Consider the following 12,423-nt stretch of genomic DNA (forward strand, 5'->3'; position numbering starts at 1 on the left):
GGGCGCATCCGGGACGCGACGGCCTCGCGGCGGCCGTGCCGCGGGGCCTCGGGGAGAGCGGGGCCGGCGAGAAGGCGGGTCGCGGGGCCTGAGGCTGGGCGGGGACCGCAGGAGTGCGCCGCCCAACCGCCCAACCGCCCCAGGGAGAGGGCCCCGCCTCGAAGAGGTGCCCCGGCCCAGGAGAATCGCTCCAGTACAGAAGAATTGCCCGTCGAAGGAGTAACTTTCCCCCGCGTCATCAGCCCCGTGCAAGCACCGTCCGGTTGCCGGAACCGAGAGGGGCGCCGCGCGTCAACTCTTCGACGTGCAAGGCCGCCGATGCGTTTCGAACAGAACCATCGAAATCTTCACCGCGGTCGAAATGGTCAAGGCCTGCATGAAGGGCATACCCATGAGCCACAGCGCCACCATCATGGCGGTGAGGACCAGGAAAACCGGCAGCAGCATGGTTTCCTTCACGGCGGAACGCAGTGCGCTTGCGCGCGTTCGGGGTTGATCCGCCATATCGATCGCGCTGACGCGGACCTCTTCTTCGTCCAGCTGAGGCATTCTGTGTCCTTCCTGCGGCGTCGTTTCCGCTAGCGAGCCTAGGTACCTGTAGGCCTGCGGGCGGCGTTGTCATACGGGCAGCCGTGTATACGTACTGAGGTGGAGCCCGCGCGTCGGCCGTGCGGCTCGGTGGGACAAGCCGCACGGCCGATGTCCGTCCGAGCGCCGGGCGCGCCGGGCAGCGTCCCTCCCCCGCACTCGCTCAAGCGGTACGAGGACGGCCCCAGGGCGTGCTCAGGCCGGCGCGAGGGCGGGCAGGAGACGCAGGGCGTTCCCGCGGTTGATGTGACCGCGCTCCTGGTCGCCGAGGGCGGGATCCCTGTCCAGAGCGGGAGTCGTCACGTCGGCGACCACGCGGGTGGGGGTCGGCGGCCAGTCGCTGCCGTAGAGGATGCGGGAGGCACCCGCGGCGGCCAGGAGCGTGGGGGTGGCCGACGGGGACATGGGCGCGGCCGTGTCGTAGTAGAAGCGGTGCAGGTAGTCGCGGACGCGGCCGGGGTCGACGGCGGGGACGAGCTGGCGCCCGAAGACCTCGATCCGGCTCGCGATGTACGGGAGGTACCCGCCGCCGTGCGGGAGGATGAACGTCAGCCGCGGGAAACGGTCCAGAGTGCCGTTCATGATCAGGCTCAGTGCGGCGCGCGTCGTGTCCATGAGGAAGTCGCACACGAACGGCGGTACACCCTCGGGGGCGCCGGAGGGGTTCACCTGCATGGGGTGCGTGCTGATCACAGCGGCGCGTTCGTCGAGCTCGGCCATGATCGGGTCGAGTCCGGGGTCGCCCAGATACGTGCCGCCCGCACTGGTGCGCGCACTGACGCCCACCGCGCCGAGCTGGTCCATCCCGTGGGTGACGGACCAGCGGGAGAGTTCGGCGTCGTCGAGGAAGACGGGTGTGAAGAAGGCGAAGCGGCCGGGGTGCCGGGCGGTCAGGTCGCCGGCGGCCTCGAGGGCGACCCGCGCGCTCTCCTTGCGTGTCCCGGCGTCCTGGAAGCGTCCCAGCATGGCGACGGTGAGGATGCTGGTGCGCGTGCCGGTCCGATCCATCAGGTCCAGGGCGGCGGCCTCGTCCCACCGGGTCCACGGCGGCAGGCTGTCACGCTCCGCGATCCCGTTCGTCTCGGCCCACCGCACCCATTCGGGGGCGGTGTAGTGATGGTGGACGTCTATTCGTTCGTGCCGGGCGTCGTCGGCGCCCAGTGCGGTGCTCAGGCCTATGTCGCCCGGAGCTTGCAGGTCGGTGGTCTCGGCGGCTTGAGGCATGGATGGGCTCCCGGTGGTGGAACGGTTCGAGGGCGTCGGAGACGGGGTCAGCGGCTGAGGAGGCCTTGCAGAACGTGCGTCAACTCGTCCTCCGGGTTCGCGGGGAGGTCACCGGAGCGCCAGGCGACCATTCCGTCGGGGCGGACGAGCACCGCGCCCTGCGGGGTGACGCCGTGCGTGGTGGCCCAGTCCTCGGCACCGGCGTCGAGGGCGGGCGAGGTGTCGAGGTCGAAGTCCGGGCCGGCGCCGGCCCGGTAGGACACCAGGGGGACGCCGAGCTTGGCCACCGCGGCGTGGGCGGCCGACGGCCACGGCCCGTCCGCAAGTCCGCAGAGCAGGACGAAGGACCGCTCGTACAGATCGATGGTCGACTTGGTGTCCCCGTTGTGGACGACCATCATGTGCGGGGCGCGGGTGCCGGGGTCGGCCTGAAGGCGGAGCGTTTCCGGGATGGTCGGCGCATCGGTGTCGGCGCCGGACACGGCCGTGGAGAGGTAGCGGTAGCCGAGGGCCACGGTCATCAGGTCCGTGCTCTGGTTCGCGCCCTGCGCGGCGGCGTAACCGGGGTGCTCCTCGCGTGCCGCCTGCTCGATGGCCCGGGCGATCGTGGCCAGGGCGACCGGGCGCCGTTCGTTCTCGTAGGTGTCCAGCAGGCCCTCTCCCGCCCAGCCGCTCAGTACGGCCGTGATCTTCCAGGCGAGGTTGTGCGCGTCCTGGATGCCCGTGTTGGACCCGAAGGCGCCGGTAGGGGGCATCTCGTGGGCGGAGTCACCGATGAGGAAGACGCGTCCCTGCCGGTAGCGGTCGGCGACCCGGTCCGCCGCGTGCCACGGGGCACGCCCGGTGACCTCGACGTCCAGGTCCCGTACGCCGGCGGCGGCCCTGATGTGGTCCGCGATGCGCGTGTCGGTGAAGTGCTCGAGCGTCTGGCCGCGCTCGGGGAACCACGGGATGTGGAAGACCCACTTCTCCTCGTTGTCGACGGGCAGCAGGACCCCGTCGCCTTCGGTCCCGTTCAGGTAGCAGACGAGGAAGCGCTGATCGCCCACCACCCCGCTCAGGAGCTTGCTGCGGAAGGTGACGCTGACGTTGTGGAACAGATCGCCCCCTCCGCTCTGTCCGATGCCCAGCCGCTCGCGCACGGGGCTGCGCGGTCCGTCGGCCGCCAGGAGGTAGGCCGTGCGCATCGTGTACGTCCGGCCGCTCTCCCGTTCGCGCAGTTCGCATGTCACGCCGCCCCGGTCCTCGGTGAAGGAGACCAGCTCCGTACCGAAGCGCACGTCCCCGCCCAGTCGACGGGCGTGGTCCAGCAGGACCGGCTCCAGGTCGTTCTGACTGCACGCGCACCGCAGGGTGGAGCACACGTCCTTCTCGGGGGGCTTTCCGCCGGTGAGCCGGGCTGAGAGCCATCGGCTCTGACCGCCCGACAGCTTGTCCGTCTGCATGATGCCGTGATTGCCGGACAGGTTGGCCGCGGCCTTTCTGATGTCCGGTTCCAGGCCGGCCGTGCGGAACAACTCCATGGTCCGCATGTTGTTCCCCCGGCCCCGGGGGTGTTCGGAAGTGGCGGCCCGGCGTTCGGCGACCATATGGCTGACGCCCAGTCTTCCCAGAAACACCGACGCGGACAGTCCGACGAGCGAACCGCCCACGATCAGTACCGGCACCATTTCCTTTTCGCGCGTGTCCACGGCCCGTCCTCCTTTAGTGACGCAGCAGTAGTTCGGGCAGCGATTCACATGCATGGCGACCCTGGGTCCGAACCTGTCACAGGCCACCGGGGTCGGCAATCGAGCCTTCCCCCGGACGGCGCACTGCTTTTCCCGCTTCCGTGCCGTGCCGACGTCATAGGTCCGCGTCAGGGTGAATCGCGTTTTCCGGTTCCGACTGGCGTCAATGCATTCCATCGTTGCAGCCGACCCATGCCACCGTGGGAAGAGAAGAAGGGCCGTCGATGACTCAGATGCAGGAGCAGCAGACCGCGGACGAGACAGCCCGGGCGGTGGACGCGGCATCCCGTGGTTGCCCGGAGTACCGGGCCAACCCGCACCCCCTCTACCAGCACCTGCGGGAGAACGCCCCGGTCTGCCGCATCACCCCGCCGCACGGTGTGGACTCGTACCTGATCACCCGGTTCGAGGACGCGAAGGCCGCCCTGGCCGACCCGAGGATCAGCAAGGACATGTACGCGGCCATCGACGCCTACCGGTCCATCTTCGGCGACTCCTCCATCGCCCTGGACGACAACATGCTGTTCGCCGACCCGCCGAAGCACACGCGGCTGCGCCGGCTCGTCAACCGTGCCTTCGTGCCCCGCCGTATCGAGGCGCTGCGCCCACGGATCCAGGAGCTCACCGACACGCTGCTCGACAACTGCTCCACGCTGCAGCCCGTCGACCTGCTGTCGGCCTTCGCCTTCCCGCTGCCCCTGCAGGTGATCTGCGAGCTCATCGGCGTCCCCGACGAGGAGCGGCAGGAGGTCCAGAAGTGGTGCAGCGTCGTAGCGCGGACTGGTTTCAGCAAGAAGGACAAGGATCGCCTGGCCGAGGCGGAGAACACTCTCCGGGAGTACTTCGAGGTCCTGATCGCCCGTAAGCGCAAGGCCCCTGAGGACGATCTGCTCAGCGTCCTCATCCAGACGCGGGACGAGCAGGAGTCGCTGACGGACGGTGAGTTGCTGTCCACGCTGTGGGTGCTGCTGTTCGCGGGCCACAAGACGACCGCGTACCTCATCGGCAACGCCGTCTACACCCTGCTCACCCATCCCGAGCAGCTCAGGCAGGTCATCGACTCACCCGAGCTCCTCCCGAACGCGATCGAGGAGATCATCCGCTTCGAGGGCTCGGTCGAGAACGCGACCTTCCGCCACGCCCTTGAGGACATCACCATCGGGGGGACGCTCATTCCCAAGGGTTCGCTGGTGCAGATCGCGGTCACCTCGGCCAACCGGGACGCCGCTGCGTTCGAGAGCCCCGACACCTTCGACATCGCCCGGCCGGGTGTGCAGAGCAACCACCTGGGCTTCGGTACGGGGCCGCACTACTGCCTCGGCGCACCGCTGGCGAGGATGGAGATGCAGATCGCCCTGGCCTCGCTCTTCCGTCGCTTCCCGAACCTCTCCCTGGCCGTGCCGGCGGACGAGGCCCAGTGGCTCACCGTCCCCTTCCCCGCGTTCCGGGGCCTGACCGAGCTGCCCGTCGTCCTGGACCCCTCCCAGATGCTGGACGACGGGGCCGAAATGGTCGACATCGCGTGACACCACGGGCGTAGCCCGCGACCCCGGCGAAGCGCGCAGCTGGTACGGCCGGCGCGACGCCGGGGTCGCGCCGCGTTCGAACCTCCCGCGCGAGGTGGCGGGTCGACTTGACCGTCGCAGGGGTGGAGTGGCCGGGCGCGGTGACGTCACAGGGCTCCGGCGTCCCGGGCCGTCCAGACGCTCGGGTAGATCGGCCGGAAGCCGAGTTCCCGACGGATCCGCTGGTTGGAGGTGATCCCGAGCCACGGGTCGGGGTCTGTGAGCTCGTGTAGTGATCACCGATGCGATGTGGGACCGGATCGAGCCTTGGATGCCGGCCGATCCGATGCAGACCTGATCAGATGGGCCGTCGACGGCACCTGGGAGATGATCCTCGCCGCCGTCCTGGCGGCAGCGGACGCCGACGAGGACATCGATTGGACGGTGTCGGTGGACTCCACCGTTGGGCGGGCCCACCAGCACGCTGCCGGAGCACGCAAAAAGGGGCGGCCCACCCGGGAGAGCCGGCCGATCACGCGCTGGGACGCTCCTGCGGCGGGCTGAGCACCAAGGTCCACCTGGCCGCAGACGGCCACGCTCGGCCCCTGGCCTTCACCGTCACCGCAGGCCCGGCCGGTGATGCACCCGCCTTCGAGACGGTGATGTCCCGCATCCGTGTGCCCCGCACCGGCTTAGGCAGGCCCAGGCCCAGGCCCCTGGCCGTTCTGGCCGACCGCGCGTATTCCTCACGTGCCCGGGCCGGTGCTACTCGGTGTTGGTCAGGGTGAAGATGAAGACGTTGGTGACGCGGTCGGCCCAGCGCTGGCACTTGAGGTTCTCGGGCAGGTTGGAGTCGGAGACTTCGATCCACCTGTCGTTCAGGACGAAGTGGACCGAGCCGACTGCCACGTAAGCTCCGGTGGACTCATCCCGAACGAACACCGCGGTGGTCACCGGCTGCCCGGACGGGTCCATCTTTCCGATGAGGCTGAGGTGTGATCCGCTGGTTGTGGAGGGGATGGTGACGCTGCCGACCAGGAAGGAATCGGCCTTGAGGCTGTGGCGCCCGGGTGTGGCGCCGGTGGCATCGGCAAAGCCGATCATGATTCCGACAGTGGCGGAGTCCGCGACCAGGAAACGGGTCGGCCTGCCGATGTCGGTGATGTCCGGGCTGTCGGCCGTCAGCTCCGAACGCTCGCCGGATTCCCCTTCGTAGTTCCAGAAGAAGACCTTCGCCCTGTTTCCGATCCGCACGGAGGCGAACTTGTCGGTCAGCGCATCGGGAAACAGGTTCTCATCAGTGCCTTGCGGATAGGTGTGAGCAGTCCCCGTGTAGTTCGGCTGGGTGTAGAACTCCACCTCGGAGTCGAGCATCGCGACGCCTTCCTGATCGGGCCCGGACCGGACGGGCCAACATCAGGCGCTCTACCCGCCACCGCATCACCGTCAACGACATTGACCTGAACGAGCGACGGGTACGAACGTTCAGGTCGGCCGGCATCAACGGCTCGATCGGTCCCACATCGCATCAGTGATCACTGACCGGGCAGGCATGTCCGGTCAGCTGACCAACCCATCGAAAGAGACACGCTCTGAGCCGCGGTCGGCGAACAGCCAGCCGGGTCCATGACGTGGCCGACCTCGACTGCACCCGGATGCGGGGTATCGCGTCCAGCAGGGGCAGCAGTTGGGTGACATCGTGACGTTGACGTACCAATCGACGATCAAGTGGTGCTTGCTGCCGGGCCGAGCCCGCTCGACCGGCGAGGGGCCGGTGTGAGCCCCCCTTTGAGCGCCCGGACGAGCATGCTGACGCCCGCCGCTTCGAATACGCGCGCCATGTCGTATTCGTAGCGGTGGGAGGTGGCGAAGGTGGCGCGTTGCTCGGGTGTGAAGCGGTTGCGGCACTTCGTCACCACGCCGTTCCAGGTTGTGAGGGTGACGGGGGCCATGTAGCGCAGGTCGGGGTCGGTGGCAAAGGAGGGGTCGTCGCACAGTTTGCTGGTCTTCTGCCGGATCAGGGTGGGCACGTGCCAGGTTCCGTCCGCCGCGAAGTGTTCGGCGAGTCGTGTGTGCGGCCCTCGACGAAGTCCGCGCCCGCGGTGACTTGTTCGCGCACCGTGGCGACGGCCTGCTCGGGGCTGGTGGTGTTCAGCATCGTCAGGAAGGACGTCCCGCTGGCGTTCCTCGGAAGCCCCCACCAACCACGGAACCCTCTTTCGGGACAGCCCTCAGGGTGCCTCGTCCGCCGACAGGGCGGTGAGGGCGGCGTCCAGGTCGGGGAAGACAGGGAGCGCGGCCCCGCTCACCTCGATCATCAGCCGCATCAGACGGTCGGCTCCGACGAGGCCGACGGGGCGGTGCAGGCGGAGCGCGATCAGGTGGTTCAGCAGCGCCGTGTTGGCGAAGACCACTTGACGCAGGTCGAACACCACGGGCGTGACGCTGCGCTGCAGCAACTCGTAGGTGACGCGTTCGACGACGTGGATGGAGTGAGCGTCGAAGTCGCCCCAGAGCCTGATGACCCACAAGGTCTTCACGGGGGCCGCGAGCGCTCGCGCCGCATGACTGGAAGCCCACACCGGAGGATGCATGCTCCTCCTTCTGGGCCGCCGGACAAATAATTGTCACTAGACAATCATGCCCAGCGCGTTTGTGCGACCAATGAAGGCCCCACGGGGTGTCGGCCGGCGTCCGGGCGGAAGTACCTGACCCCTGCGTGCATAGGGCCCTGGACGCGGGAACGCGCGGTCTGCGGAACGCTGACCTGCGGTCCTAGCCGACCAGGTCTGCGGCGAGGTCGGCGCACCCAGTGGACGGCCAGCCGCATGCTCAGGGTCGTGGCCGCTGCGGCCGGCGCTTGGTCAGTGACCGGTCTGCACCGCGCAACCCTGTCAGAAGCCTCATGGGAGGCAGATATCCCGCAGGTCAACGGCCTACACCCGGAGATCAGGAGGCGCCGATCACGCTTCACCCGGGTTTCGGCGGTCTTCCTCGTCCCACTTCCGGGTGTCTCGGGGTTGGGTGTAGGGCTCGGTGTCCGGCGGCAGGCCGCCTGCGATGGCCCTCTGGCGTACGGTCTCGGCGTCGAACTCCAGGCCCAGCAGGAGGGCCAGGTTGGTGATCCACAGCCAGACGAGGAAGACGATGACGCCGGCCATGGTGCCGTACGTCTTGTTGTAGGAGGCGAAGTTCGCCACGTAGAACGCGAACCCGGCCGAGGCGATCATCCAGATGATGAGGGCGAGGAAGCTGCCGGGGGTGATCCAGCGGAACCCCTTCACCTTCGCGTTCGGGCTCGCCCAGTACAGGATCGCGATCATGACGGTGACCAGGACCACCAAGGCGGGCCACTTGGCTATCGACCACACGGTCAGCGCCGTGTCCCCGATGCCCAGCGCCGTCCCGGCACGGCGCGCCAGACCGCCGGTGAACACCACGATCAGCGCGCTGGCCACGGCCAGCACCATCAGCACGACGGTCACACCCAGCCGTACGGGGAGGATCTTCCACACCGGACGGCCCTCGGGCATGTCGTAGACGGCGTTCGCCGCGCGGATGAACGCGGCCACGTAGCCGGAGGCCGACCACACCGCCAGCACGATGCCGACGACGGCCATGATGGAGCCGATGCCGGCGCTGCTCTGCAGCTGCTCCACGGCCCTCGTGATGATGTCCCGGGCCGAGCCGGGAGCAAGCTTTCTGATGTTGGCCAGGACCGCGTCGGTCGCGGACCTGCCGGTGATACCCAGCAAGGACACGAGCACCAGCAGCGCCGGGAACAACGACAGCACCCCGTAGTAGGTCAGGGCCGCCGCGCGATCGGTCAGCTCATCGTCCTTGAACTCCCGCAGCGCTCCCTTGAGCACTCCGCCCCAGGCCCCCTTGGGCAGCTTGGCCGGCGTGTCCGGTGCCCGGCGCTCCACCTCGGGCCCGGGCCCGACCTCTTCGGGTGCCGGCGCCTCCTCGCTGCGGTGGTGTGCTTTCCGCCCCGGAAAATGCAGCTTCGCCATACTTGCCGGGTAACCCGTCACGGCCCCGCCTACGCCGTCAGAGGCGCCTCAGAGTGGCTCAGGCGGTCAGAGTGGCGAACGTTGCGGAACCGCGGATCCCGCGCAAGGCTGAACCGGTCGGCTTGGACTGTGACGGCCCGGGGGGAGCCCCTGGGTGGCTGCATCTGCCGGCCCCTTACAGATCGAGGACCACCTCGGTGGTCGGTGCGCTGCAGCAGACGAGGATGGTGCCGGTCTCGGGCAGTTCGAGCGGTGGGGTGGTGTAGGTGATGTCACCGGCTACGAGCTCGGTGACGCAGGTGTGGCAGACGCCGGTGCGGCAGGACCAGCGGGTGGGGATGTCGCAGGCTTCGGCGAGATCGAGGAGGGAAGCGCATGCGGACGGCCATGGGGTGGTGACGCCGCTGCGAGCGAAGGTGATGAGGGGGCCGGTGCCCGTGGGACCGGCTGGTGGGTGCGGCCGGACGGGGGCTGTGGGCGAGATGCCGGGGTTGATGGCCGGGAGGGCGCTGAATTGTTCCGTGTGGATCCTCTCGGGGCTCAGACCGCGACCGCGCAGAAACCCGGCAATGTCCTCCATGAAGGCGGCCGGCCCACAGAGGTAGGCGTCCGCGTCGGCGGGGATGCCCAGGGCCGCGAGGGATGAGGCAGTAGGGCGGCCCTGGGTGAGGGGGGACTTTTCGGGGCGTGGGATTGCCGAGGTGTAATAGATGTGCTCGTGGGCGGTGGGGAGTTGCTCCAGAAGCGTGTGGGCCTCGTCCGCGAAGACGTGGTGGGCGCGGTCGTGTGCGGTGTGGATCCACCAGACAGGACGTGGATCTCCTCGGGCGGCCAGGTGGTGGAGCATGGCGAGCACCGGAGTGGCACCGATTCCCGCGGAGACGAGAACGACGGGGCGGGTCCCTTTTTCGAGTACGAACGTTCCGCGGGGGCTGGCGACGCCCAACAGGTCCCCCGGACGAAGCCTGGCGTGGATGTAGCTGCTGGCTTTCCCGTGGGGCTCGTGCTTGACGCTGATGCGGTAGGTGCCTTCTTCGGGAGTGGACGAGAGTGAGTAGGTGCGCACCGCGGGGGCGGCATCGGCGACGGGTAGGCGGAGGGAGAGGTACTGGCCCGGCTGGGCCTCGGGGAGAGGTGTGCCGTCCGTGGTCTCGAGGTAGATCGACGAGACGCTGGGGGTCTCGCGGACGATGCGGGCGACGCGCATCGTTTTGAACCCGGGCCATCCCGGCGCCGCTTCGGGCTGATGAGCGGCGGCGGCTTCACCGGGCCGTCCCGGTTCTTGTGCGGGCTCCTGGGCGGCGGCGAGTTCGCGGAAGGACTGCTGCCATCCGGGGCTCAGGGCCGGAATGTTCAGGGCTTTGCGCAGCTTCGCGGGGTCGCGGTCGGGCAGGTAGAGCAGTGCGTCGGTGTCGGCGACGCTGAGTTCTTCCGGGCCCCTGCGGGTGAGGGTGATCTCGTCGCCGGCCTGGACACGGCCCTCTGCCAGGACGCGCAGGTAGAAGCCGGGGCGGTGGTGGGCGACCAGCAGGGAGGCCATGGCGGGCTCGCCCAGGCGCATGCCGACGCGGTAGCAGGTGACGCGGGGCTGGGTGACCTCGAATTCGGCTTCGCCGATGCGGTAGCGGTCGCCGATGCACACGTCGTCGTCGGGCAGTCCGTCGACGGTGAAGTTCTCCCCGAACATCCCGAAGGCCAGGTCGTCGCGACCGAGCTGGGTCCGCCAGTACTGGTAGGACTGCAGCTGGTAGACGAGGACGGCACGGATTTCGCCACCGTGCCCGGCCAGGTCTCCTTGACCGTCTCCCTCGACATTGAGCCGCCGGACCATGCGGGGGCCGTGGGCGGGGGCCTTCCAGGCCCCGGTGCGGACGGTCCTTCCCTGCCAGGAGACATCCGTGGGCATGCCTACGTTGACGGACAGCAGCGTCGCCATTGCGGACCTCCTGAGGGATGGCCGGCTGGGGCAGCCCCTCATGGCGCTGTGATCTGTGCCTTGCGACCGATCCTAGTTCTGTGCCGGTGCCGCCGCGATTCCGTGATCATGGGTCCGCCGGTGCTTTCCCTGCGCGAAGGTCCTCCGGCTGCTGACGCTCTTGAGCCGGTGGCACCGTAAGGGCCGTCGTCCACCCGGTGGACGACGGCCCTTACGTTTCAGGAGGACGCTCAGCGGTCCTGGTTCACCTTGGCCAGCGCCTTGGCGAGCCCGTTGGCCCACAGCTGGTTGACGCGGGAACGCTCGGTGGCGTTCGGGTAGCGGTTGGTGCAGGAGGTGCCGGGGCCGCCGCCGGACATCAGCTCGCTGCACGGGCCGCTGTAGTGGTCGGGCAGGCCCAGCACGTGGCCGGTCTCGTGCGCGGTGACCCGGATCGAGTCGTACTGCTGGTTCTGCGCGTAGTCGAGGAAGACGTAGCCCCGGCCGTGGCCGTCGGTGGAGGCGTAGGAGCCGCGCGAGTCGTTGCCCTCGTAGTAGGAGAAGTTGCCGGTACCGGTGGTCGAGGCGAGCTTGACGTTGGAGACCGAGCTGTTCCAGATGGAGGTGGAGCTCGATATCTGCGAGCGGAAGCTCGGCGCCTGGCTGGCGTTGTAGTAGACGGTGACCGCCTTGAGGCTCGGGTTCTCGGCCCGCTGCTCGGCGACCGACTTCAGCACCGCGTCGAAGAACGCCTTGGTGTTCGCCGCCTCCTGGGCCGAGCCGGTGTACCCGGCGTGCGGGGCGGCGACAGGAGCGGGCTGGGCGGAGGCGGGGGTGGCGGCGCCGAGCGCGGCGGCGGCCACACCGAGACCGAGGGCGAGGAGGGATCTGACGGTCTTGGCAGACGTACGGGACGACGTCATGTGGGGTCCTCGTTTCGCACGTGGGGGAGGCCGTCCGTATGGGGGTGAACGGCCGGTTGCCCCTGAGTCTCGGGCAGGCCAACGGCCTTCGGATGATGGCAAGTTGGGATAGCAGCGAGCTATCGGGGGCACCGCGTGCCGGCCCTGGGAACGCGACGGACCGCGGACCGTCGCGTGGGGGCGACGGACCGCGGTCCGGGGGTACGGCCTGGTGTGATGAGGGGTCAGCGGGCCTGGTTCACCTCGGCCAGGGCCTTGGCGAAGCCGTTGGCCCAGAGCTGGTCGACCCTGGCGCGCTCGTTGGCGTCCGGGCTGGAGTTGGTGCAGGACGGGCCGGGGCCGCCGCCGGACATCAGCTCGCTGCACGGGCCGCTGTAGTGGTCCGGCAGACCGAGCACATGGCCGGTCTCGTGCGTGACGACGCGGACCGAGTCGTACTGCTGGTTCTGGGCGTAGTCCAGGAAGACGTAGCCGCTGCCGTGGCCGTCGGTGGAGGCGTAGGAGCCGCGCGAGTCGTTGCCCTCG

The 12,423-nt window shown here is 68.9% G+C and carries 11 protein-coding genes and 3 pseudogenes; 2 read left to right on the forward strand and 12 right to left on the reverse strand.

The features are described from left to right. Nucleotides 1-291: 291 nt before the first annotated feature. From GT030_RS07425 to GT030_RS07435, 3 genes are all read right to left on the reverse strand, one after another. Nucleotides 292-549, reverse strand: a complete 258-nt coding sequence (locus tag GT030_RS07425; RefSeq protein WP_161200393.1) for a hypothetical protein — start codon at nucleotides 547-549, stop codon at nucleotides 292-294. 234 nt (nucleotides 550-783) lie between these two features. Next, complete coding sequence (locus GT030_RS07430; RefSeq protein WP_161200394.1) at nucleotides 784-1,812, reverse strand: amidohydrolase family protein; 1,029 nt, start codon at nucleotides 1,810-1,812, stop codon at nucleotides 784-786. A 47-nt stretch (nucleotides 1,813-1,859) separates the two neighbouring features. Then, nucleotides 1,860-3,482 (reverse strand): FAD-dependent monooxygenase, encoded by a 1,623-nt coding sequence (locus GT030_RS07435; RefSeq protein ID WP_161200401.1) that lies wholly within the window; start codon nucleotides 3,480-3,482, stop codon nucleotides 1,860-1,862. A 284-nt stretch (nucleotides 3,483-3,766) separates the two neighbouring features. Between GT030_RS07435 and GT030_RS07440 the strand changes: the two genes are divergently transcribed. Beyond that, a complete protein-coding gene (locus tag GT030_RS07440) occupies nucleotides 3,767-5,068 on the forward strand; it encodes a cytochrome P450 (RefSeq protein WP_161200395.1) in 1,302 nt (433 codons plus the stop codon). Nucleotides 5,069-5,214: 146 nt separating this feature from the next. On the opposite strand, the pseudogene GT030_RS36230 reads toward GT030_RS07440, so the two are convergent. Further along, nucleotides 5,215-5,340 (reverse strand): annotated as a pseudogene (locus GT030_RS36230) (epimerase); the annotation flags it as partial. A 14-nt stretch (nucleotides 5,341-5,354) separates the two neighbouring features. On the opposite strand from GT030_RS36230, the pseudogene GT030_RS07445 reads away from it, so the two are divergent. Beyond that, nucleotides 5,355-5,802, forward strand: a pseudogene (locus GT030_RS07445) (transposase); the annotation flags it as partial. A gap of 10 nt (nucleotides 5,803-5,812) precedes the next feature. On the opposite strand, the gene GT030_RS07450 reads toward GT030_RS07445, so the two are convergent. The 8 genes and pseudogenes from GT030_RS07450 to GT030_RS07480 all read right to left on the reverse strand — a co-directional run. Next, the gene (locus GT030_RS07450) at nucleotides 5,813-6,421 is read right to left on the reverse strand and encodes a beta/gamma crystallin domain-containing protein (protein WP_161200396.1); all 609 of its coding nucleotides are present in this window, start codon (nucleotides 6,419-6,421) and stop codon (nucleotides 5,813-5,815) included. 216 nt (nucleotides 6,422-6,637) lie between these two features. Next, nucleotides 6,638-6,823: pseudogene (locus tag GT030_RS07455) on the reverse strand (IS5/IS1182 family transposase); the annotation flags it as partial. Further along, on the reverse strand, nucleotides 6,772-7,077 hold the full coding sequence (locus GT030_RS36235) for a hypothetical protein (protein ID WP_237522249.1): 306 nt from the start codon (nucleotides 7,075-7,077) through the stop codon (nucleotides 6,772-6,774). The gene GT030_RS36235 and the pseudogene GT030_RS07455, both read right to left, overlap by 52 nt. Before the next feature lie 201 nt (nucleotides 7,078-7,278). Next, nucleotides 7,279-7,587 (reverse strand): hypothetical protein, encoded by a 309-nt coding sequence (locus GT030_RS07460; RefSeq protein WP_161200397.1) that lies wholly within the window; start codon nucleotides 7,585-7,587, stop codon nucleotides 7,279-7,281. A gap of 423 nt (nucleotides 7,588-8,010) precedes the next feature. Continuing rightward, on the reverse strand, nucleotides 8,011-9,060 hold the full coding sequence (locus GT030_RS07465) for a YihY/virulence factor BrkB family protein (RefSeq protein ID WP_161200398.1): 1,050 nt from the start codon (nucleotides 9,058-9,060) through the stop codon (nucleotides 8,011-8,013). A 175-nt stretch (nucleotides 9,061-9,235) separates the two neighbouring features. Continuing rightward, nucleotides 9,236-10,996, reverse strand: a complete 1,761-nt coding sequence (locus GT030_RS07470; RefSeq protein ID WP_161200399.1) for an MOSC and FAD-binding oxidoreductase domain-containing protein — start codon at nucleotides 10,994-10,996, stop codon at nucleotides 9,236-9,238. A gap of 230 nt (nucleotides 10,997-11,226) precedes the next feature. Then, nucleotides 11,227-11,898, reverse strand: a complete 672-nt coding sequence (gene snpA / locus GT030_RS07475) for a snapalysin (protein WP_135793417.1) — start codon at nucleotides 11,896-11,898, stop codon at nucleotides 11,227-11,229. A gap of 224 nt (nucleotides 11,899-12,122) precedes the next feature. Beyond that, the coding region (locus tag GT030_RS07480; protein WP_161200400.1) for a snapalysin family zinc-dependent metalloprotease at nucleotides 12,123-12,423 on the reverse strand (301 nt) is incomplete at its 5' end.

Source organism: Streptomyces sp. SID1328 (assembly GCF_009865595.1).
GTDB classification, from domain to species: domain Bacteria; phylum Actinomycetota; class Actinomycetes; order Streptomycetales; family Streptomycetaceae; genus Streptomyces; species Streptomyces griseoluteus.

Coding starts and splice junctions, on each gene's coding strand:
- GT030_RS07470 (WP_161200399.1), bottom strand. CDS start 10,996: ATGGCGACGCTGCTGTCCGTCAACGTAGGCATGCCCACGGATGTCTCC.
- GT030_RS07450 (WP_161200396.1), bottom strand. CDS start 6,421: ATGCTCGACTCCGAGGTGGAGTTCTACACCCAGCCGAACTACACGGGG.
- GT030_RS07425 (WP_161200393.1), bottom strand. CDS start 549: ATGCCTCAGCTGGACGAAGAAGAGGTCCGCGTCAGCGCGATCGATATG.
- GT030_RS07430 (WP_161200394.1), bottom strand. CDS start 1,812: ATGCCTCAAGCCGCCGAGACCACCGACCTGCAAGCTCCGGGCGACATA.
- snpA (WP_135793417.1), bottom strand. CDS start 11,898: ATGACGTCGTCCCGTACGTCTGCCAAGACCGTCAGATCCCTCCTCGCC.
- GT030_RS07435 (WP_161200401.1), bottom strand. CDS start 3,482: ATGGTGCCGGTACTGATCGTGGGCGGTTCGCTCGTCGGACTGTCCGCG.
- GT030_RS07440 (WP_161200395.1), top strand. CDS start 3,767: ATGACTCAGATGCAGGAGCAGCAGACCGCGGACGAGACAGCCCGGGCG.
- GT030_RS07465 (WP_161200398.1), bottom strand. CDS start 9,060: ATGGCGAAGCTGCATTTTCCGGGGCGGAAAGCACACCACCGCAGCGAG.